The following is a 19,771-nucleotide window of genomic DNA, read 5'->3' on the forward strand; positions in this document are numbered from 1 at the left end:
GCATCATGGAAAAACGAATGCTTTCCACGGAAGTGCACCGTACGCTAAGGTGCTCTTCTGTGGCGGATCGGGAGGAGCCCCTAGAGCGTATGACCGACAAGGACACGCTGGCGAAAAACAACGAAGCCTCGAAGACGGACAAGCGGAAGCAGAGCCTCTACTTTCCGGAGTCGATGCTGCAGGAAATCAAGGAGGAAGCGGCGCGGCTCGATCGCTCGCTTTCTTGGGTTGTGCAGCGCGCGTGGAAGCTGGCGCGGATAGACATCAAAAAGCTTCCGAGTGTCAATGACGTGGCTGACGACGAGGACAGCGGCGACTAACATCGCCGCGAGCCTCGCGTAAAGCCGCGTCGCTCGGGGATCGATGGGCCGAGAGCTTTTCGCCGCCGGGAAGGACGGTACGCGGATCTACGTCCGTTACCGGGAAGGTCCCGGCGGCAGCGGAAGCTTTGCCAGCGGGGTCGGGGCGGGCTCGGGACGCCTCACCGCGGTGCTCTGCGACGGCATCGCGTGCGACGGCTTCATCTGGAAGTACCTGTGGGACGACCTGGCCCGTACGGTCAACGTCGCTCACTGGAACTATCGCGGCCATGGTCGGAGCAGCTTGCCTGGTGATCCGCAGGCGGTCGAGCTGAGCGATCACGCGAGCGATCTCGCTGCAGTGCGCGCGTCGATCGGCGACGGCCCCGTGGTGCTCTTCGGGCACTCGATGGGTTGCCAGGTCGTCCTGGAGCACCTGCGGACCCACCGCGAAGGGGTGCGCGGGCTCGTGCTGATCTGCGGCTCGTCCGGCAGGATCACGCACCACTTCAAGGGCACGGACGTGCTCGCGCAGCTCTTGCCGCGCCTGATCGAGCAGGTCGACGCGTACCCGCACATCGCTCGCGCGATCTGGAGCCGCGTGCCGGCGCCGATGGCGCTGCGGATCGCGCTGCTCACGCGGGAGGTCGACGCGAGCGCGGTCACCCCGGCGGATCTGCTGCCGTACATGCGGCACATGGTCGACATCGATTTTTCGATGTTCCTCCACATGCTGCGCAGCGCCGGCGAGCACTCGACGCTCGATCTGCTCCCGCAGATCGACGTGCCCGCGCTCGTGATCGCGGGCGATCGCGACACGTTCACCCCGCCTCGGCTCGCAGAGGAGATGGCGGCGGCGCTGCCGCGCGGAGAGCTGATGATGGTGAGCGGCGGAACGCACGTCGTCCCGCTGGAGCGCAAGAAGATGGTCATCGAGCGCGTGGAGCAGTTCCTCCTCGAGCGCGTCATCGGCGGCGCATCGCTCGGGGCGAGCGCGCGGGCGTCAGGCTTTCAGGCTCCGACCGAAGACGGGCGCTCGCGGTCGCTGGCCGAGGAGGCGTCGTCGCAGCGCCTCGCCGAGGGGGGGTCCTCGCCGGACCCTCCGCGCGGGCTCTCGAAGGACGGATGAGCCGGTGCGCGCGCGACCTGCGCGCCCCCGGATCGGCGCGCGGACTTCTGCGTCGCCTCGGCGGCGTGGGGGCGCAGCGCATGCTCGTCGCGGCGGCGCTGCTCGCGGTCTCGTGCGCGCGACCATCGTCCGAGCGAAGCGACGGGTCCGTCGGCGCGATCGCTCCGCTCGTCGACGAGGAGAGCGCGCCCGCGATCGGCGCGCCTCCGACACGCCAGCCAGCCGAGCCGCGGCCGCCGGTCGAGCCGCGGCCGCCGGTCGAGCCGCGGCCACCGGTCGAGCCGCGCGCGCCGGTCGAGCCGCGCTCGCCTCCCGCGTCGAGCGCCTGGGCCGCGGGGGACGTGCGCGTCGCGCGCGCCCTCCAGCGTTCGCCCCTGCGCGCGCTGCGGCTCACGGGCAAGGTGGCGGACGGCCGGTTCGAGGCGACGCTCGCGCTAAGCGCACCCGTGGAGGGAGCGGCCCCGCGCGAGGTGAAGGTGAAGCTCGCGCCGGCGCAGAAGAAGGCCCCGCTCGCGTTCCGGCGCCCGCTCGCGTTCTACCGCATGGCGAAGGCGCTCGGCGCGCATGTCGTGCCCGCGGCAGCGGCGCGGCGCATCGGCATCGGTGAGCTCGCGGCCCTCCTCGGCCGGGAGCCGAACGCTCGCAAGCTGCTGCGTCGCTTCGCCGTCATGAACGACGGGACGGTCGACGCGCTGGTCCTCGCGCCCGCTCCCGGTCCGCCCGGCCCGCGCTGGGTCTCGTCTCGCCGGCGGTCCGTGCGCTTCGACGACGCGCCCGAGCTCGATGTGTGGGCGCGCTGGGCTCGGTCGCCGTCGCCCGTGCGCGGCGAGCGCGCGGCCATCCTCCGCGACTACCTGGAGGTGCTGGTGCTCGATTACCTGGCGGGCAACGGGCTTCGAAAGGAGATCGTCATCGACGTGCACGCGGGAGCGCTCAGCCTGGAGGCCAACGCGAGCGCCTTCCCGCTGCACGTGAAGGCGCACGAGCTAGACCGGCAGCTCGAGCGCCTCGTGGAGGCGGTGCGGTTCCCCCGGGCCCTTCGCGATGCGCTCGCGCGCTTCGGCCCCGAGGAGGCCGCCGCGGCGCTGCGCCCCGGCGGCATCGAGGAGGAGCTGGTGCCGCCGCGCGCGCTCGTCGAGCTCGAGGAGCGGAGGCAAGCGCTGCTCAGCCTGATCGCGGCGAAGCTCGCCGACCGGGGAGAGGACGCCGTGCTCAGCCTCTAGCGCTCCCCGCCTCCAGCGCTCGTCCCTGCGAGAGGGCTTCCCGCGCGCCGCATCTTGATCTCCGGCGGCGGCAGGGCGATTACATCACCCCGTGATCGACGTCGCGACCCTGCAGCGCTGGACGGAGGAGATCGGCTACAGCGCCGAGCTGACGAAGCCGTCGACCCTGCGCATCCGTCCGCACGAGGAAGGGGTCCTCGAGCTCCCTCCGTTCTACGTCCAGTGCACCGAGAACTGGGTCGTGCTCTCGATGTTCGGCGTGCTCGATCTGCTCGACACGCAGCACGACGGCGCTGTGGTGCCCACCCTGGCCGAGGACACCGGCCAGGTGCTCGGGTTGCTCCGTCACCTGCTCGAGGCCAACCGCGACATGCGCGTCGCCAAGTTCGCCCTCGATGATCGGAACGAGATCCTGCTGTGCGCCGAGCTGCCCACCGAGTCGCTCGATCGCTCGGAGTTCGTCGACGCGGTCGAGCGGATCATCGAATACGGTACGACCTACCGGCACACGCTGCTCGGCGCCGACACCTGAGGCGCCGGGGCGTGTCGGTGTCCGGTCCGCGCCGCCGCGGGGTCACTTCTGCGTGATCACCACGCGGTTGTCGTCCCGGTAGGTGATGTTGCCCGACTCGCCGCGGCAGTCCCAGCAGGTCGCCCACGTGAGCCGTCGCCGCACGTAGCCGTTGAACCCGAGCGCGAGCGGCCCCGGGTCGTCCTTGAGCAGCAGCGACGACGCGATGCGGTAGCGGTCTCCCGGGAGCTTCAGGAACGCGACGATGAACGCGTCGTCGTCGGCCTTTCCCGTCACGACGAGCACCTCCTCGCCCGGGACCGGGTTCCAGAGCAGCGGAGACGTCGTGAGCGTTGTGTTCGGGGGCAGGCCCGCCTCGGGCTGGCTCGCCGGAGCGCCGCTCGGCGAGAGCCGCGTCCGGCCTCGGCTGAGCACGGCGTTCGCGTCGTCGGGCTCCTTGAAGAAGGAGATCTTCCCGCCGAGGTCGCGCAGCTGCGGCACCGACGCGAGCAGCTCTGCGACCTGCTGCGGCCCGATCTCCGCGCGCCGGAACGTCTGCTGCCACTGCGGCGACGGGATCGACGCCGCGTTCGGCGCGCCGTGGCAGCACCGGAAGCCGATGTCGTCGCCCGACACCGCCGGATCGACCGCCGCGCGGCGCGCGCACCGGTGATCCACGGCGCTCGCGCTCGCCGTGGCCCCGCGCACGGCGGCGGCTTTGGGCTGGAGGTTCTCGATCGGCGCGATGTCGCTCGCGGTCCACTCGCGCAGCGCGGCGCCCATGCCGACGACGCCGAACCCGGATGCGCACGACCCGGGCGCCTTGGCGCACGCCGGGTCCCACGCCGCGCCGCCCGCGTAGGGCGTCCCCTCGGGGCCCTTGCACGCGCGCTCCCACTCGAGCTCGGTGCACAGCCTCCCGCCGGCCTGCTGGCAGAGCTCCGAGGCGCGCGCCCGCGTCACCCCGGTGAGCGGAGCCTGCGCAGGATCGTTCGGGTACGGGGTGCGATCGACGGTGAAGCCGCCCAGCTCGACGTCGAGCAACGCCGGCTCGAGCGTCGGATCGCGCCCCTTGTCGCCGGGCGTGCTGCCCGCGACGAGCTTTCCGGCGGGGATCTCGATCCGCGCGGGCCCGGCCGCCGCGGCGCCGGCCCGCGGTGTCGCGCTCGCAGCGGGCGACTCGTTCTCGGCCGCCTCGAGCACCTTCCCTTGCGGCGCGGGCGCCTGCGGGGCGCCTCCGTCCGCGCGATTCTCCCCGGGCTCTCGCTGCTCGGCGCGGCTGCAGCCGGCCCCTCCGGCGATGCCGGCGGCGAGCAGGATCAGGGCAACGGCAGGCGTCCTCGTCGGCACGGTTCCTCGAAAGCGCCTCGCCTTATGTCGCAGGACCCCTCGCCCGTCAAAGTGCCCGCGCTATGCTGGCCTGGATGGGGCAGGGCGTGAGCGGCGCACCGGATCCGATGGCCTCGCAGATGGCGCAGCTCCTCGCTGGCAGCGATCTCGACGAGCTGCGCGAGATCGTGAGGCGGTGGGTCGCCGAGGCGCCGACCGAGGGCGTGCGCCGTCACTACCAGGAGCTCGGCGGCCGCCTCGTCGACCTCAAGGCGGCGCTCGCCGAGAACCCCGTGCAACCCACGATCGCGGAGCTGGAGCAGGCGCTCACGATGATGCTCCGGCTGGCCGCGTCGAGCCCGAGGACGTGAGCCCCAGGTGATGCTCGCCGATTTCCCTCCGTGGTTCCTGCGCGCCTTCGGGCTCTGCTTCGGCCTGCTGTGGGGGAGCTTCCTCAACGTCGTCATCCACCGCGTCCCGCGCGAGCTCAGCGTCGTCCGTCCGGGCTCGTGCTGCCCGGCGTGCGGCGCGCCGATCCGCGCCTACGACAACATCCCCGTCCTCAGCTACCTGCTGCTGCGCGGCCGCGCGCGCTGCTGCGGTGCGCCCGTGTCGCCGCGGTATCCCCTGGTGGAGGCGGCGGGCGGTTTGCTCTCGCTCGCGATCATCGAGGTCATCATCCTCCGGCTCCCCGGGACGACGCCGGCCCTCCACGCGCTCGCCACGTACACCGCCGACCTGGCGCTCGCGCTCGGGCTGCTCGCGGCGACGTTCATCGACCTCGAGCACATGTTCATCCCCGACTCGATCACCCTCGGCGGCGCGGTGCTCGGCGTCGCGACCGCGTCGCTGCGGTCGATGGGCTTCGTCGACGCCCTCGTCGGCGCGGCGGTCGGCTTCGGCATCGTCTGGCTGCCGTTCGTCGTGCTCTACCCGCGGATCCGCGGCGGCCGCGTCGGCATGGGCCTCGGCGACGCCAAGCTCCTCATGCTGGCGGGCGCGTGGTTCGGCTGGGGGGGCGCCCTGTTCGTGCTCGGCGCCGGCGCCGTCCAGGGCTCGATCATGGCCATCGCCATGCTGCTCCTGCGCGGGAGCATCGAGGAGCCCGAGGCGGTGCGCCTCGAGCGGGAGCAGATCCGCGCGGAGCTCGCGGCCATGTCCCCCGAGGAGCGGGCCGCCGCCGAGGAAGAGCTGGCGCAAGATCCGCTCGCGGAGGAGCCTCGCGAAGGGTTCGGCCAGGCCCGCATCGCGTTCGGCCCGTTCCTCGCGCTCGCGACGCTGGAGTGCCTGCTCGTCGGCCGCGACGTCCTGGACGCGTACCTCTCCTGGATCGACGCAGGATGAACGCCGCTCTGCGCCGCGCGCTCCGGATCCCGCTCGCGTCGCTCCTGGTGCTCGCGGGCTGCGGCAGCTCGCTCCCGCTGCCTCCGACCGGCCCCCACCTGCCGAGCGAGACGACGGTGGTCGTGCCGTACCCTCCGCCGCCTGCGCGGGTCGAGATCATCTCGCCGTCCGAGCGGCCGGGCGATGTGTGGATCGACGGCGAGTGGCAGTGGCGGAGCCGCCGATGGGCGTGGCAGCAGGGACGATGGGAGGCCGTCCCGCCGGGCGCGTACTTCGCGCCTGCCACCACCGTGCGCCGCTCAGACGGATCCCTGGTGTGGTTCGCCGGCGTGTGGCACCTCCCCGGCAAGAAGTGATCGACACCGCGGCCGAGCGATGGGAATTCACCCCGTGCCGAGGTGCCTGCCGCCCGATCGGCATCGGCGAGCCAGCTCGGCGTGCCGTCCCCTGCACGGATCGATGAGCCTTGCCCCATGATGCTTGCCTGGTCGTTCGCAGCGCGCACACCCGACGAAATCGCCCGACTCCTCCGCGCCCTCGGCAAGCACCGGTACGTGCGCGAGGTCGATCATCGGCTCCACTGGTCCGTCGATCACGCCCTGGCCGAGCTGCCGGAGTTCGCGCCGCACGCGGCGGCCTTCCAGGCGCGCCTCCAGAAGGAGCGCGCGCTCGAGCTCGGCTCGCGCGACCCTTCGCTATGGCGAGAGGCGAAGACCGAGGACGTGATCGCCGCCATCACGGCGTTCTGGACCCCGGATGACGCGGCGCTGCGCTACCGCAGCCGCCTGCTCGAGGCGCTCGCGCGGACGGGCCTCCCCGAGGCCGCGCACGCCCCCTTCGCGTCGGCCCCGAACGAGCCCCCGCACCCGGAGCTCGTGCTGCTCGACTGGGAGCTGTACCCCGTCGACGAGCTCGACGCCGACCGGCACGCCGGCGCGCTGGCGGCCATGGAAGAGGCCGAGGAGGCGGTCAACGCGTCGGCCCCGATCTACAACGAAGGTCCCGTCATGGCGGCGCCGGAGCTCTGCGAGGGAGCGCCCAGCGGGGTGCTCGCGGACGACTTCCTCGTGTGGTCGGACGGGCCTTACAGCTACTCCGACTACGTGTTCCGCGGCGTCGCCAAGGCGGCGAAGCTCGTTGAGCCGCCGATTGGTTACCGAGACCTGTAACGTTCGCCCGCGGGCCCGACGCGTCAGTAGGGATCGGGCTTCGGCGGCGGGACGGTCGGATCTGCCTCGACGGGGGGCTTGACGACCTTCGAGGTCGCCGTGGCCGCGGGGGCCGGTCCTCTCTGCGCGTGGGAGAGCGTCACCTCGAGCTCGATGTCCCGATCGAACACGAGCATCCGTCGCTGCGCGGCGTGGCCCGGCGCGGAGACCTCGATCCGGTGCGCCGCGCCGTCCTTGATGAGCTTGCCGTCGAACGGGTTCGAGGGGAGCTCCACCCCGTCGACGAAGATCTTCGCGCTGGCAGGGCTCGCCTTGATCGAGGCGCGGAGGAGCGACGCGTCGGTCTCCTCGCGTGGAGCGCTGCTCGCGGCGGACGGCGGCTCGGCGCGGGGCGGGGAGGGCTCCGGCGCGGGCGGCGCGCTCTGGACCGGCGGCGCGGTCGCGTGGAGGCTCTGCTGGACGGGATCGCGCAGCTTCAGGTACAGCGTCGCGGCGCCGACCAGCGCGATGACCGCTGCGAACGCGACGAGCGGCAACCGGGAGCGCCGCGGCGCCGGCGCGGGCTGAACCGCCGTGGCCGGCTCGGTCCGCACGACGGCGTGGAGCGTCGCCTGCGGAGCGCTCGAGCGGTGGAGGGGACGTGTGGGCGCCGACGGCGAAGAGCCCGTGGTCGCCCCCTCCTCCTGCGCAGGAGGATCCGAGTCGAGCGGATCGCGCCCTGGCAGCGACGGCAGCCTCGGCGCGCGGCCGGCGAGCCCCGCGCTCCCCGCGTCCGCGCCGTGCTCCTGCAGCTGCTTGAGCTGGCGATCGATGATCGCCCGGATCTCGGACCGCTCGCTGGCGAACAGCTCGCGCATGAGCGCGCCGAGCTGCTCGGCCGTCACCTGCCCTTCCAGGCGTTCCGCGTAGCGATCGAGCTCCGCGCGGAAGGCTGCGGCCGTCGAATAGCGCTCGCCGGGTGAATGCGCGAGCGCCTTGGCGCAGATGCGCGCGAGCTCGACGGGCACCTCGGGGCGCGCGGACCGCAGGTCCGGGATGTCCCGCATCAGGCGCGAGATGATCTGCGGATCCGACAGCCCGCGCCAGAGGCGGCGGCCGGCGAGCATCTCCCAGAGGATGACGCCGGCCGAGAAGACATCCGCGCGCCGATCGATCTGGGAAGAGTGCGAGAACGCTTGCTCCGGCGCCATGTACGCGACCTTGCCCTTCATCGTGCCGGTCTGCGTCTCGACGAGGCGGTGCGCGGCGAGCGCGATCCCGAAATCGACGATCTTCACCTGCCCGTCGTAGGTGACGAAGATGTTGTGGGGGCTGATGTCGCGGTGAACGACGTTGAGCGGCGTCCCGTCGTAGTCGACGAGCTCGTGGGCGTAGTGGAGGCCGGCCAGCACCTCGCTGAGGATCCAGAACTGGACGGCGAACGGGATCGTCCGCGCTTGCTCTCGCGCGCGGGAGATCACCCGGCTCAGCGGCTGCCCGTCGAGGTACTCCATCGCGATGAAGTACTCGCCGTCCGCGAGGCCGACCTCGTTGGTCTGCACCACGTTGCGGTGGTTCAGGCGAGCGGCGAGGCGGGCCTCGTCGAGCAGCATGTCCCGGAACTCGGGCTCGTCGGCGATGTTGGGCCGGAGGCGCTTGATGACCTGCAGCTTGCTGAAGCCCGCCGGCCCCACCGCGACCGCCAGGTGCACGTCCGCCATGCCCCCGTGACCGAGCGTCGCGATGAACCTGTATTTTCCGAAGCTCCGCGCGTGCCGATCCGAGGGCGACGGCGGCGCGTCCGGCGGCGCATCCCGGCCGACCGTGGTCGGCGCGTCGCGGTCCGGGCGCCGCACCTGGACGGTGGGCGGGGGCTCGGGCGCGGGGACGAGCCCCTGCCTGGAGACCAGGGTCCCGCCGTCGAGCGCTGCCCGCACGCGCTCCGGCGGGCCCGAGGCGGCGAGCTCGTTGCTGCGGGCGGAGTCCGCCGCCCAGTCAGCCTCCTCGATCGTCCCTTTGCGCTCGCCCACCGCCGAATGGTCCTGATCCGAAGACGTGCAGTCAAGCTGACGACAGCGCAGGCCAGCGTTTGCGCGGCAGCGGGCGGATGACGAGCGGCTCGCCCATGACGGCGAACCGGCGTCCCGCCCGTAACCGCAGCGAGGACCGCCGCGCGCTCGGCCTGCACCAGCGCGCGATCCGCCGAGCGTGCGCTCGGAGCGCCGCCGGACAGAAGCGCCCGGCGGGAACGTTTCACGCTCAGAACGCCGCGGCGTCTGCTGCTACTGTGCGGGGCGACTCCCCCAGGCGGTCCCGGACCTCGGGAGGGTGCAGGAAAATTCGCCTGTGATTGCGCATTCTTGCCCGTGAACGAGGTAGCTCGATGCCCTGTGACTCGATTCCGCGGCGCCTGCTAGGCCAGGCGAAGGTGCGCCCCGAGGCTCCTGCCCACTACGTCAAGGAGGGGGGCTTCTGGAGGATGACCAGCTTCCGGGAGTACGCGGGCGAGGTGCGGCGCGCCAGCAAGGCGCTGCTCGCGCTCGGCCTCGAGCCCGGCGCCACGGTCGGCCTCCTCGGCTTCAACCGGCCCGAGTGGGTGGTGCTCCACGTGGCCTGCATGGCGATCGGGGGCGCTCCCGCGGGCATCTACACGACGTGCTCGCCCGAGGAGGTGCGCCACGTCGTGCACCATGCGGGGTCGCAGGTGGTGCTGGTCGAGGACAGGGCCCAGCTGGAGAAGGTGCTGAGCCAGTGGGATCGGCTGCCGCGGCTCTCGTGGGTGGTGCTGATGCGGGGCGCGGAGCCCGCGGGTGATCCGCGGATCCTGGCCTGGGAGGAGCTCCTCGCGCGGGGCGACCGCGTCCCGGACGAGCTGCTCGAGCAGCGGCTCGACGCGCTGGAGCCGAGGGGCCTCGCGACGCTGCTCTATACCTCCGGGACGGTGGGGCCGCCGAAGGGGGTCATGCTGAGCCATGAGAACCTCACGCGCTCGGCGGACATGGCGGCGCGCATCGTCCCGTTCTCGTCCCGGGACATCGGGCTGTCCTACCTGCCTCTTTCGCACGTCGCCGAGCAGATGTTCACGATCCACATCCCGGCCTCGATCGGCGCGGCCGTGTACTTCGCCGAGTCGATGGCGGCGCTCGCCGACAACCTCAAGGAGGTGCGGCCTACCGCCTTCTTCGGGGTCCCGCGCGTCTGGGAGAAGCTGAGGGCCGGGATCGACGCGAAGCTCTCCGGCGCGAAGGGGTTGCAGAAGATCACGCTCGAGCAGGCGAGGCGCGTCGGGCTCCAGCACAGCGAGCTCCGCGCCCGAGGCGAGCAGCCGGGGCCGCTGCTCGCGCTCCAGCACCGCGCCTTCGACAAGCTGGTCTACGCGAAGGTGAAGGAGGCCGTGGGGCTCGGCCGGACGCACGCGTTCAGCAGCGGCGCGGCCCCCATCGCGAAGGAGGTCCTCGAGTTCTTCGCGTCGCTCGACATCCTGATCACCGAGGTCTACGGCCAGTCCGAGGTGACCGGCGCGACGAGCTACAACGTGCCGGGCAGGACGAAGCTCGGCTCCGTGGGGCCGTCGGTGCCAGGCATGGACGTGAAGATCGCGGACGACGGCGAGATCCTCGTGAAGGGGCCGACCGTGTTCCTCGGCTACTACAAGGAGCCAGAGGCGACCGCGCAGGCCCTGGTCGACGGCTGGCTCCACTCGGGGGATCTCGGCCGATTCGACGAGGAGGGGTTCCTCCACATCACCGGGCGGAAGAAGGAGATCCTCATCACGGCCGGCGGGAAGAACATCTCGCCCAAGAACATCGAGGAGGCGCTCAAGCGCCACGACCTCATCGCCGAGGCGGTGGTCGTCGGCGATGGGCGCAAGTTCCTCACGGCCCTGCTCGTGCTGGCCCCCGACGCGGTGAAGCGCTTCTCGGCGGAGCGCGGGCTCGGCCCCGATCTCTCGCGCGCGTCGCCCGAGATCAGGGAAGCCGTGCAGCGGGCCGTCGACGAGGTGAACGGCGAGCTCGGGCAGGTCGAGACGATCAAGAAGTTCTCGATCCTGCCGCGCGGCTTCACCATCGAGGACGGCGAGCTGACGCCGACGCTCAAGATCAAGCGGCGCAATGTGAGCCAGAATTTTGCGCGCGAGATCGAGGCGATGTACGCCGAGTAATCATGCGCAACGAGCCTGCTACAGCCGTCTCTTTCGACTTCGGCCAGACCCTGGTGGAGCTCGACACCGGGCTGCTCTCCGCCCGCCTCGCCGAGCGGGGCATCGGCGCGCCTCGGGAGCGGCTGGACGGGGCGGTGGACGAGGGCTGGCGCGCCTACAACGAGGCGATCCAGCGCGGGCTCGGCGGTCACCCGTGGAAGATCATGATGCGCCGCCTGCTCGAGGCGGGCGGCGTCGAGGCCAGCGCGCTCGACGCGGCGGTCGACTGGCTCTGGACGGAGCAGCCCCGGAAGAACCTCTGGCGCCGGCCGATCGCGGGGATGATCGACGTCGTGATCGAGCTCCGGCGGGCCGGCGTGCCGGTCGCGGTGCTGTCGAACTCGGAGGGCCGGCTCGAGGAGCTGATCGAAGAGCTCGGCTGGTCGTCGCACTTCGTGGCGGTGGCGGACTCGGGGCGGCTCGGGTTCGAGAAGCCGGGCAGGGAGATCTTCGCGTGGACGGCCGAGCGCCTCGGCGTGCCGCTCGCTGCGGTGGTCCACGTCGGCGATTCCTTCGCCGCCGACGTCGGCGGCGCTCTCGCGGCAGGGATGCGGGCCGTCTGGTTCAAGGGGGAGCCGGCGAGGGCTGCGGAGGTGTCCCAGGCCGAGCGCGTGGCGGTGTGCGACGGCGCGGAGGCGCTGCGCGGCGCGCTCCGGGCGTTCGGCGTCCGCTTCTAGCGTGTGCGCTGCGCCGCGCCGCGCCGCGCGCCGTCGTGCGGCCAGCGCGATCTCCACCGGCCGTCACCCTGGCGAGCGCGGCCCGCAAGCGCGGCCCTGGCGCGCGAGGTCGCGAGGTCGCGAGGTTCACACGCGCGTCGCCCACTCACCCTTCCGTCCGTGAGCACGAACGTCCCGGAAGGCGCTCCGCCCCGCGCTCGTCGAGCGCGCTTCTCTCCTGGCTCTCCTCGCCCTGCTGCCCCGCGCCGCTGGGTCGGTCTCCGGATCGTGCAGCCGATGCACGTTGCGCGGTGGTTCGGGCATTGCTGGAGACCGGTTCACGATGATCGCCAACGATGCAGACATCGAACAAGAGTCCGGACGCCGGGAGCGGCGCGCGAACGTTCCCGCCGCCGTCCCTCGCCTCTTCGGCGAGGTCCGCCGCGCGGACGAGCGGCTCGTCTCGCTCGTGCAAGAGCGCCCTGTGGCCACGCTCCTCGCGGTGGCGGCCGTGGGCTACCTGATCGGACGGGTCGTTACACGGCTGAGTTGAGGAGGTCATCATGACAGCACGCGATGTCGAGGCCGAACGGGAGCGCGACGCTCGGGAGGTGGTGAACGACGCGCTCAGCCGACTCGACGCGGCGGAGGTCACGCGGGCGGTCTCGGCGTTCGCGCGCGACAACCCGCACGTGGCGCTCGCGGCGGCGGCTGGGCTGGGGTTCCTGCTCGGCGGGGGCCTGACGCCGCGCATGCTCAGCAGGCTCGGGTCGCTCGCGACGCGCAGCTACGCCAAGAGCGCCTTGGCTCAGGCGGTCGAGCTCGTCTTCGATGAGCAGACGCGATCCCAGAGCCATCTCGGCTCGTCGCCCTGATCCAGCAGCCACCTGCAGCGCGGGACTCTGGCTGAAGGTGGGTCGTTTGAACCGCCAAGGACGCCAAACACGCCAAGATTTTTGAGGTTCTCTTGGTGTCCTCGGCGGCTTGGCGGTTCCATCACGGGCGCGTCCCGGCCGCGCTCGCACGTGGCGCGCGCGCTCTCCATGGGGCGCGGCTCGCCTGTTGCGAGTTCGCGAGGTCGCCGGCCACGCCACGCCGGGCGCGCGTCCTTCAGGTCCTGCGGCTGTAGGTCTTGCGGATGCGGCGACCGCCGCTCTCGCTCAGCACCTCTTCGACGCAGCGGGAAACGTCGGGCAAGCACCGCACGGAGAGCAACGCGCCGCCGCCGGCGCCGCTGCCGTCGTCGAGGCGGCGCGCCTCGTACTCGGGCAGGCGCGCACCGAGGACGGCGCCGAGCAGGGTGCCGGCCGCGCCAGCGGCGCCCGCGCCTGCGAGGCACGCGACGATGGGCCCCGCCAGGAACGCGTCGAGCCGCGGAATGATCAGCGCGCCTCCAGCCGTGATCGCGGCGAGCGTACCCCCGACGAGCCCTCCAATCACAGCGCCCAGGGCGGCTCCTTCGGACGCCTTGCTGTGGATCGTGAGCTCGATCTCGTCCAGACGGGAGTGCTGCCTTGGCACCATGCTGATGTCTTCGGCCGCGACGCCCAGGGCGAGGAGGCGGCCAAGTGCGCTCGCGGCTTCCGTGCGACCTGGGAAGAATGCAGTGAGCGTCCGGTAATACATCATTCGACGAGTGCCCCTGTGCCGCGGTTCGCGAGGTGTCTCGTTCAATCCATCTGCTCTCGGAAAAGCATCGCTTGTGCCGCTCCGGCTGCGCAGATGTCGCTCGGCTGCTGGGGCACATCCCGGGAAATGATGGAAGGCGCCGCTCCGCGCGTGGGCGGTGCGGCGCCTTCGCGCCCCCCCTGGAGCTCGCTCAGCGGGCGCCGAGCTCGTTGGAGTACGAGCCGGCGCTCTCCTGGACCTTCTCCTGGATCTCGTGCTGGGTCCGCTGCGCAGCGCCCAGGGCGCGATCCTTGGCCCTCTCCGCGCGCTCGCGCAGCCGGCTCGTGCTGTCGCGCAGCCGGCGGCGAGCCTCGTCACCCGACGTCGGCGCGACCAGGACGCCGACCCCGACGCCGAGGGCGACGCCGAGGCCGAGCCCGACCGACACCGGAACGATCCAGTCGAGTGAGCTCCTTCTCCTGTAGGGGAACATATCGGCCATGTAATTGACGAGATCGTCTGCCTTCATTGTGGCTCCGTCGGTTCGCATCGCGTGGGGGCGCGTAACGCGTAGCCCTCAGCGTGGATTCACGTGGCTGGAACAGTGACCGGCGGGACGTGAGGCAGCGCGCATGCCAAGGGCATATTGCGCACGGAGGGGGCAGGGCAGGGGGGCTGCCCTGCCCGAGGTGCGATCGCGGCGGAGGAGCGCCGCAGCGTTACCGGCAGAAGCCGTCGATGCAGATCTTGCCTTCGCTGCAGGGCGTCTCGGGATCGCAGTCGCCGCCGAGGTTGTCGCTCGACCCGCAGACCTGGTGCTCGCCGGAGAACGTCGCCACGGTCCTGCACTCGCTCAGCGAGGGCGACTGGTTGTCGCAGGCGTTCGGGTTCGGCTGGTCGCACGAGATGTAGCAGCTGTGGTGCAGACAGATCGATCCCGCCGCGCAGACGTCCTGCGCTCCATCCTCGCCGCACACGAAGTTGCTCGACTGATTCGGGATGCAGCCGTTCTCGACCCAGACGTCGCCCTCGGGGCAGCTGGCTCCGTCGCTCCTCGGAACACAGGCGCCGTCGATGCAGACGGCAGAGGGGCCGCCGCAGTCGTCCGTGATGACGCAGGGCTGCGCAGGGTGGGAGCAGATGCCGAGCGTCGCGTCGCAACGGTAGCTGCTGGGGCAGTCCGCATCCTCGCTGCAGGCCGGCGTGCATTTGCCCTCGACGCACTTGTCGTTGACCGGACACTGCGTCTGATCGAAGCACTGGTCCTGGGGCGCGGTGCAGATGCCGCTGACGCAGAGGTAGTCAGGGCCGAGGCGGGCGCAGTCGGCGTCGGCGCCGCACGCGGCCGGGGTCGCCGGCACGCAGGTCGCATCGGCGTCGTCGCCCTCGCAGACATAGCCGTGGATGCACCCGAGCGGCTCGCCGCTCGGAAGGACCTGATCGCAGCTGCCGGGCTGACACGTGCCATCCGGCGCGCAGGTCTCGCCATCGGCGCAGTCGTCCGGGTTGCCGCAGTACACGACGTCGCCGGGGGCCCCGCCGCTGCCCCCCTCCCCGGAGGTGCCGCTCGCGACGCAGGCGGCGGTGTGGTCGTCGGCGATGACGCACTCGAAGCCCCGGCTACACCCCCAGGTCGTGCAGTCGCCGATGTGGCATTCGTTGTCCTCGCCACAGGTCTCGTTGATCCCGCAGTCGGCTGGCTCGTTACAGCCGCTCGGGATGCTGGGCCCGCAGTCCTCTGCATCACAGAAGTGGCTGTCGGCGTTGTCGTCGTAGATGGGGCAACCCGCGAGGAGGGGCGCCAGCACGCTCGCGAGACCCAGCAGAGTAAGTCGCTTCATTCACCGTCTCCCGAAAGCATTCGGCCGCCCGGCGTCGAGGAGCCGCGCCCTCGCGCGTGACGGTCGCGACCGGACGAGCGTAGCAAGCGACATGCCCCACACAAGCCTGGCGAGTCGCGGCGTATTTCGGCCGATCGCGCGCTCGCCGTGAAGCCGCGTTCACGTCGGCATGTGGCCTCCGCGCGCGGCGAGGCGAGGCGAGGCGAGGCGGGCGCGGCCTGGCCCGGAGGTGCCACGCCTCGCGGAGGGGCACGCCGCGGCGGCCGCTGCGTCGGGGGGACAGGGGGGCCGCAGACGACCGTGAGCCCTGAACCGCGGGGGAAAGCGGAGGATGGCGCGGCGCAGCGCGACCCTTTGGGGCGCACAGGGGAACCCGTGCTACCGTTCCGCCGAGTTCCGGGCGGCTACCTCCGAACGAGGAACCCCGGCAGGCTCGCGCCTGGGGGGCCAGCCGTTCGCGAGGACACGGGGACCGGTCGAGCAGATGGATGTCACCTGCGAGCGTTGCAGCACCGAGTACGAGTTCGACGACGCGCTCGTGTCGGAGCGCGGCACGACGGTCAAGTGCACGAACTGCGGCTTCCAGTTCAAGGTCCGCCGCACCGACGGCGGGCTCCCCGAGACGTGGGTGGTGCGCACGCTCGGCGGCCGGGAGCTCGAGTTCAAGATGCTCCGGGAGCTCCAGGCGGCGATCACCCAGGGCCAGATCACCCGCGACGATGTGATCTCGCGCGGCAACGCGAGGCCGCGGCGGCTCGGGTCGATCGCGGAGCTGGAGCCGTTCTTCAAGGGGCCGGGCGGCATCGTGATGGCCGGGACCGCGCTGGGCATCGGCGGGCCCTCGCCGTTCCCTGGCCGCTCGAGGTCGCTGACGCCTCCAGGGCTCGGCGGTCCGGCGCCGGCGCAGACCGAGGGCTCGGTCGCGATCCCGCTCCCGCGGGCGGAGAGCGACGCGGACGCCGCCCCCGAGTCCATCCACGACGCAGAGACGATCGTTCGGGACGTGCGGGAGGTCCAGTCGGGCAAGGAGCGCCCGTCGCCGCGCCGCGGGGCGCAGACCGCGGCCTACGATTCCGAGGCCAGCGCCCCCGCGCGGGTGATGACGAAGCCGAGCGCGCTGCCCGGGGTCGTGGTGCCGCCGGAAGAGGCGCCGCCGCTGCCGGACGGGCACCCTGCGCGCCGGCAGGAGCCGCGGACCCTCCGCGGCGCGGGGGTCGCCGAGGTGCGCCACGGCAGCATCAGGCCCGGGCCCGCGGACGCCGGCGGCGAAGGGCAGGTGCGCGCCGCCGGGGCCGTGCCGCTGCGGATCCCGAACAGCGTTTCCCCGGCACGCCTCGAGCGCGCCGTCGCGTCCGCCGACAGCCCGGGAGAAGAAGCCCCCGTGGCGAGGCGCGGGTCGCCGCGCGCGGCGAGCGAGGACCACGCGGCGCGGAGGGCAGCGACGTCGGGGTCGCCGACCGCAGCCGTGGAGCCCGAGGGGCGTCCCTCCTACGTCGACGAGGGGGACGGCGATGCCGGGATCACGTCGCTGCCCTCGAGGAGGACGGGGATCGCGCGGTGGGTCGTCGGCCTCATCGTCGTCGGCCTCATGGTGGTGAGCGCGGCGACCCTCGGGCCGAAGTACCTCAAGCCGGCCGTCCAGACCCGGCCTGCGCCGAGCGACGATCGCGTCTCGGCGCTGCTCGCCGAGGGCGAGCGGAGCCTGGCCGAGGGGGATCCGGAGACGGCGAGGGACAAGCTCGTCAAGGCGAGCGCGCTCGCCGAGGACGACCCGCGCGTCGCGGCGGCGCTGGCCCGGGTCGAGACGGTGAACGCGGACGTGCGGTGGCTGCGGCTGCAGCTGCTCGCCGCAGGGGACGCGGATCTGGACACGGTGCGGCACGATCTCGACATCGCGATCGAGCGCGCCCGCAAGGAGGTCGAGCACGCGCGGCGCGTCGCGCCGGCGAACGCCGAGGTGACCCGCGCGGCGATCGATCTGCTCCGCATGCAGGGCGATCTCGCCTCCGCACGGAAGCTCGTCGGCGCGATCTCGGCCGAGAGCGCGCAGCCGGAGAGCGCGCTGACGCTGGCCGCGCTCGATCTCGCGGAGGCTCATCCGAGCTGGGCCGCCGTCGTCGAGCGGCTCCGGACGGCGGCGAGCATCGAGCAGAGCCCAGGGCGAGCGCGGGCGCTGCTCGTCTATGCGCTCGCGAGGTCAGGCGATCTCGCGGCCGCGCGCGCCGAGAACGAGCGCCTGCTGGCGACGAGCCGGCCGCACCTGCTCGCGCGCCCGCTCCGGGCCTTCATCGACCGGCTCGAGAAGGCGCAGGGGGAGCCAGGCAGCGTCGCCGAGCCGGCGTCGAGCGCGCGCGTGGAGAGCCCGCGCGCGGGCTCTCCTCCGCCGAGCCCATCGACCGCGGCGAGCGCTCCTCCCGCGAGCCCGCCGGGGCGCGCTCGGCGCGAGCCGGAGCCGGAGCCGGACGACGGCCGCGTGCCCGACGACTACGTCGCCCCGGGCGGCGCCATCGATACGAGCGATCTCCCCGGCGTGCATCCGCCGCCGACCGCCACGCCCGGGGCGACGACGCCGCCGGTCGACACCTCGGATCTGCCTGGAATGAAGCATGAGTAAGCGCCGAGCTCGAGGGGTGCGATGGACCGGCGTCGGCGCCCTCGCCGTGGCGGCGTCGATGGCAGGGTGCAGCGGGAGAGAGCGAGCGGCGCTGCCGGCGCCGCCCGCGGCGGGCCTCGACGAGCCGGCGGTCATCGAGATCGATCTCTCGCGCGGGCTCCCCGAGAGCGCGTCAGCGTCGCTGTTCGGCCCGCCGAGCGGCAGGACCCACGTGCAGCTCGTGCAGTCGTTGCGAGCGCTCTCCGGGTCCCCGAGCGCGAAGGGGTTCCTCGTGCGGCTCGGGAGCGCGCGCCTCGCGTTCGCGCGGGCCCACGAGATCGGCCGGATCCTCGGCGATGTCCGCGCGTCGGGGCGACCGGTCGTGTGCCACGCGGACGAGTACAACAACGCGACCATGCTGCTGGCGTCCATCGCGTGCAGCAAGCTCTGGCTCAGCCCTGCGGGGCAGGTCGACACGGTGGGGATCGCGGCGCAGCTGGTGTTCGCGAAGGGGCTCCTCGACAAGCTCAACGTGGACGTCGACTTCCTCCAGGTGGGGAAGTTCAAGGGCGCGAGCGAGCCGTTCACGCGGGAAGGGGCGAGCCCCGAGGCGCGCCGATCGCTCGAGTCCGCGCTCGGCGGGGTCCGTGAGGCGTGGCTCTCGGCCATCGTGGAGGGGCGCGGCAAGGAGGAGCTCCGGGAGGCCCTCGAGGACGGCCCGTTCGCCCCTGAGGAGGCGAAGGCGAGGGCGCTCGTGGACGAGATCGGCGATTTCGAGTCCGCGACCGAGGACGCGAAGAAGCTCGCCGGCACCGAGCGCTCCGTGCCGCGGTTCGGCGGCGCCCCGCGCGATGCGAGCCTCTCCCGGAGCCTCGTGGACGTGTTCCGCTCGGTCTCCGGGGCGAGCTCGCTGGGGACGCCGCACGTGACGGTCGTCCCGGCGATCGGCGGCATCACCATGAGCGCCAAGGGGATGCCCATCGGCTCGTCGGACGGGATCGGCGAGCGCGAGCTCGGGCAAACGATCACGCGCCTCACCGAGGATCCGAGCGCGAAGGCGGTCGTGCTCCGGATCGACTCGCCCGGCGGATCGGCGCTGGCCTCGGATCTGCTCTGGCAGAAGCTGATGCGGCTGCGGCAGAAGAAGCCGCTGGTCGTCTCGATCGGCGGGATGGCCGCGAGCGGCGGCTACTACCTCGCCTGCGCTGGCACCAAGATCGTCGCCGAGCGGACGAGCATCATCGGCTCGATAGGCGTCGTGGGCGGCAAGTTCGCCGTCGGGAAGGCGCTTGCGGACATCGGGATCAACGCAGAGACGGTCGCGGCCAACCCGGATCCTCAGCGGGCAGCGCGCGCCGCGTACATGTCGGCGCTCACACCCTGGGACGAGCCCACACGCGCCCGCGTGCTCGCCTCCATGGAGGCGGTTTACGATCTGTTCCTGAAGCGCATCACGGCCGGACGGAACCTCCCGCTGGAGACGATCGCGCCGTCGGCGGAGGGGCGCATCTTCGGCGGGGTCGAGGCCGCAGGGCGCTCGCTCGTCGATGAGCTCGGCGGCCTGGAGCGCGCGATCGCGCTCGCGCGCGAGCTGGCGGAGCTGCCGGCGGATGCGCCGGTCGAGATCGAGCAGGACGAGGGCGGGCTGCTGGAGCTCCTGGCGACCGGCGACGAAGCCAGCGAGGGCAGCGCGCGGGCTCCCGACCGCGCAGCGCTCAGGGAGCGCGCGCGGGAGGCGATGGCTTCCGTCCTCCTGCCGGAGTGGCTCGGCGTCGCGCCGGAGGTGGGGACATTCGCCGCCTCCATGGCGCCTCTCCTGGCCGGAGAGAGGGCGCTCACGGTGTTACCGTTCGCGGTGACGCTCCGGTAAAGCGCGAGATTGCACCTGA

General features: G+C 72.3%; 19 protein-coding genes. 14 read left to right on the top strand and 5 right to left on the bottom strand.

Annotation, left to right across the window (positions count from 1 at the left end):
• The first annotated feature begins 89 nt into the window (after window positions 1-89).
• The 4 genes from WMF14_RS46825 (at window position 90) to WMF14_RS46840 (ending at window position 3,183) form a co-directional block, all read left to right on the top strand.
• Window positions 90-320: a TIGR04563 family protein gene (locus WMF14_RS46825; protein ID WP_012241296.1), complete on the top strand. Its 231-nt coding sequence runs from the start codon at window positions 90-92 to the stop codon at window positions 318-320.
• 43 nt (window positions 321-363) lie between these two features.
• Entirely contained in the window at window positions 364-1,428 is a 1,065-nt protein-coding gene (locus WMF14_RS46830; RefSeq protein ID WP_437797238.1) for an alpha/beta fold hydrolase, read from the top strand.
• Complete coding sequence (locus WMF14_RS46835) at window positions 1,425-2,651, top strand: hypothetical protein (RefSeq protein WP_437797240.1); 1,227 nt, start codon at window positions 1,425-1,427, stop codon at window positions 2,649-2,651. The genes WMF14_RS46830 and WMF14_RS46835 overlap by 4 nt, the downstream gene beginning before the upstream one ends.
• A 91-nt stretch (window positions 2,652-2,742) precedes the next feature.
• Window positions 2,743-3,183, top strand: a complete 441-nt coding sequence (locus tag WMF14_RS46840) for a YbjN domain-containing protein (RefSeq protein WP_437797242.1) — start codon at window positions 2,743-2,745, stop codon at window positions 3,181-3,183.
• A 42-nt stretch (window positions 3,184-3,225) separates the two neighbouring features.
• Here WMF14_RS46840 and WMF14_RS46845 read toward each other — a convergent pair whose 3' ends face one another.
• Window positions 3,226-4,512 carry a formylglycine-generating enzyme family protein gene (locus tag WMF14_RS46845; RefSeq protein ID WP_437797244.1) on the bottom strand — a complete coding sequence of 429 codons (1,287 nt, stop codon included), beginning with the start codon at window positions 4,510-4,512 and terminating at the stop codon, window positions 3,226-3,228.
• Window positions 4,513-4,574: 62 nt separating this feature from the next.
• On the opposite strand from WMF14_RS46845, the gene WMF14_RS46850 reads away from it, so the two are divergent.
• From WMF14_RS46850 to WMF14_RS46865, 4 genes are all read left to right on the top strand, one after another.
• Window positions 4,575-4,862, top strand: coding sequence for a hypothetical protein (locus WMF14_RS46850; protein ID WP_437797246.1), 288 nt, complete (start codon window positions 4,575-4,577; stop codon window positions 4,860-4,862).
• 10 nt (window positions 4,863-4,872) lie between these two features.
• Window positions 4,873-5,835 (top strand): prepilin peptidase, encoded by a 963-nt coding sequence (locus WMF14_RS46855; protein ID WP_437804419.1) that lies wholly within the window; start codon window positions 4,873-4,875, stop codon window positions 5,833-5,835.
• Complete coding sequence (locus WMF14_RS46860) at window positions 5,832-6,191, top strand: YXWGXW repeat-containing protein (RefSeq protein WP_272096415.1); 360 nt, start codon at window positions 5,832-5,834, stop codon at window positions 6,189-6,191. Before WMF14_RS46855 ends, WMF14_RS46860 begins: the two co-directional genes overlap by 4 nt.
• A 117-nt stretch (window positions 6,192-6,308) precedes the next feature.
• Window positions 6,309-7,004 (top strand): hypothetical protein, encoded by a 696-nt coding sequence (locus WMF14_RS46865; RefSeq protein WP_272096417.1) that lies wholly within the window; start codon window positions 6,309-6,311, stop codon window positions 7,002-7,004.
• Between the two features lie 23 nt (window positions 7,005-7,027).
• Here the strand turns inward: WMF14_RS46865 and WMF14_RS46870 are convergent, their stop codons facing one another.
• Window positions 7,028-9,013, bottom strand: coding sequence for a serine/threonine protein kinase (locus tag WMF14_RS46870; RefSeq protein WP_437797248.1), 1,986 nt, complete (start codon window positions 9,011-9,013; stop codon window positions 7,028-7,030).
• A 353-nt stretch (window positions 9,014-9,366) separates the two neighbouring features.
• On the opposite strand from WMF14_RS46870, the gene WMF14_RS46875 reads away from it, so the two are divergent.
• The 4 genes from WMF14_RS46875 to WMF14_RS46890 all read left to right on the top strand — a co-directional run bounded on the left by WMF14_RS46875 (window position 9,367) and on the right by WMF14_RS46890 (window position 12,715).
• Window positions 9,367-11,145: an AMP-dependent synthetase/ligase gene (locus tag WMF14_RS46875; RefSeq protein ID WP_437797250.1), complete on the top strand. Its 1,779-nt coding sequence runs from the start codon at window positions 9,367-9,369 to the stop codon at window positions 11,143-11,145.
• A 2-nt stretch (window positions 11,146-11,147) separates the two neighbouring features.
• Window positions 11,148-11,861: an HAD family hydrolase gene (locus tag WMF14_RS46880; protein ID WP_437797252.1), complete on the top strand. Its 714-nt coding sequence runs from the start codon at window positions 11,148-11,150 to the stop codon at window positions 11,859-11,861.
• 322 nt (window positions 11,862-12,183) lie between these two features.
• Window positions 12,184-12,393 carry a hypothetical protein gene (locus WMF14_RS46885; protein WP_012241308.1) on the top strand — a complete coding sequence of 70 codons (210 nt, stop codon included), beginning with the start codon at window positions 12,184-12,186 and terminating at the stop codon, window positions 12,391-12,393.
• Window positions 12,394-12,403: 10 nt separating this feature from the next.
• Window positions 12,404-12,715, top strand: coding sequence for a hypothetical protein (locus WMF14_RS46890; protein WP_272096421.1), 312 nt, complete (start codon window positions 12,404-12,406; stop codon window positions 12,713-12,715).
• Between the two features lie 235 nt (window positions 12,716-12,950).
• Here WMF14_RS46890 and WMF14_RS46895 read toward each other — a convergent pair whose 3' ends face one another.
• The 3 genes from WMF14_RS46895 to WMF14_RS46905 form a co-directional block, all read right to left on the bottom strand.
• Window positions 12,951-13,364 (bottom strand): hypothetical protein, encoded by a 414-nt coding sequence (locus WMF14_RS46895; RefSeq protein ID WP_272096422.1) that lies wholly within the window; start codon window positions 13,362-13,364, stop codon window positions 12,951-12,953.
• Window positions 13,365-13,659: 295 nt separating this feature from the next.
• Entirely contained in the window at window positions 13,660-13,977 is a 318-nt protein-coding gene (locus tag WMF14_RS46900; protein WP_272096423.1) for a YtxH domain-containing protein, read from the bottom strand.
• A gap of 190 nt (window positions 13,978-14,167) precedes the next feature.
• A complete protein-coding gene (locus WMF14_RS46905; RefSeq protein ID WP_437797255.1) occupies window positions 14,168-15,289 on the bottom strand; it encodes a hypothetical protein in 1,122 nt (373 codons plus the stop codon).
• A 484-nt stretch (window positions 15,290-15,773) separates the two neighbouring features.
• On the opposite strand from WMF14_RS46905, the gene WMF14_RS46910 reads away from it, so the two are divergent.
• Together WMF14_RS46910 and WMF14_RS46915 are read left to right on the top strand one after the other, a co-directional pair.
• Window positions 15,774-17,903 carry a zinc-ribbon domain-containing protein gene (locus tag WMF14_RS46910; RefSeq protein ID WP_437797257.1) on the top strand — a complete coding sequence of 710 codons (2,130 nt, stop codon included), beginning with the start codon at window positions 15,774-15,776 and terminating at the stop codon, window positions 17,901-17,903.
• Window positions 17,896-19,752 carry a S49 family peptidase gene (locus tag WMF14_RS46915; protein WP_437797259.1) on the top strand — a complete coding sequence of 619 codons (1,857 nt, stop codon included), beginning with the start codon at window positions 17,896-17,898 and terminating at the stop codon, window positions 19,750-19,752. Before WMF14_RS46910 ends, WMF14_RS46915 begins: the two co-directional genes overlap by 8 nt.
• The last annotated feature ends 19 nt before the right edge of the window (window positions 19,753-19,771 follow it).

Origin of the sequence: Sorangium sp. So ce693, from assembly GCF_051521375.1 — a bacterium.
In the GTDB taxonomy this organism is placed as follows: domain Bacteria; phylum Myxococcota_A; class Polyangia; order Polyangiales; family Polyangiaceae; genus Sorangium; species Sorangium atrum.

Bases quoted from the DNA above. Each gene is read 5' to 3' on its own strand.
- WMF14_RS46895 (WP_272096422.1), bottom strand. From the start codon at position 13,364: ATGGTGCCAAGGCAGCACTCCCGTCTGGACGAGATCGAGCTCACGATC.
- WMF14_RS46890 (WP_272096421.1), top strand. From the start codon at position 12,404: ATGACAGCACGCGATGTCGAGGCCGAACGGGAGCGCGACGCTCGGGAG.
- WMF14_RS46885 (WP_012241308.1), top strand. From the start codon at position 12,184: ATGATCGCCAACGATGCAGACATCGAACAAGAGTCCGGACGCCGGGAG.
- WMF14_RS46850 (WP_437797246.1), top strand. From the start codon at position 4,575: ATGCTGGCCTGGATGGGGCAGGGCGTGAGCGGCGCACCGGATCCGATG.
- WMF14_RS46865 (WP_272096417.1), top strand. From the start codon at position 6,309: ATGATGCTTGCCTGGTCGTTCGCAGCGCGCACACCCGACGAAATCGCC.
- WMF14_RS46830 (WP_437797238.1), top strand. From the start codon at position 364: ATGGGCCGAGAGCTTTTCGCCGCCGGGAAGGACGGTACGCGGATCTAC.
- WMF14_RS46900 (WP_272096423.1), bottom strand. From the start codon at position 13,977: ATGAAGGCAGACGATCTCGTCAATTACATGGCCGATATGTTCCCCTAC.
- WMF14_RS46875 (WP_437797250.1), top strand. From the start codon at position 9,367: ATGCCCTGTGACTCGATTCCGCGGCGCCTGCTAGGCCAGGCGAAGGTG.
- WMF14_RS46860 (WP_272096415.1), top strand. From the start codon at position 5,832: ATGAACGCCGCTCTGCGCCGCGCGCTCCGGATCCCGCTCGCGTCGCTC.
- WMF14_RS46880 (WP_437797252.1), top strand. From the start codon at position 11,148: ATGCGCAACGAGCCTGCTACAGCCGTCTCTTTCGACTTCGGCCAGACC.
- WMF14_RS46905 (WP_437797255.1), bottom strand. From the start codon at position 15,289: ATGAAGCGACTTACTCTGCTGGGTCTCGCGAGCGTGCTGGCGCCCCTC.
- WMF14_RS46835 (WP_437797240.1), top strand. From the start codon at position 1,425: ATGAGCCGGTGCGCGCGCGACCTGCGCGCCCCCGGATCGGCGCGCGGA.
- WMF14_RS46915 (WP_437797259.1), top strand. From the start codon at position 17,896: ATGAGTAAGCGCCGAGCTCGAGGGGTGCGATGGACCGGCGTCGGCGCC.
- WMF14_RS46825 (WP_012241296.1), top strand. From the start codon at position 90: ATGACCGACAAGGACACGCTGGCGAAAAACAACGAAGCCTCGAAGACG.
- WMF14_RS46855 (WP_437804419.1), top strand. From the start codon at position 4,873: ATGCTCGCCGATTTCCCTCCGTGGTTCCTGCGCGCCTTCGGGCTCTGC.
- WMF14_RS46910 (WP_437797257.1), top strand. From the start codon at position 15,774: ATGGATGTCACCTGCGAGCGTTGCAGCACCGAGTACGAGTTCGACGAC.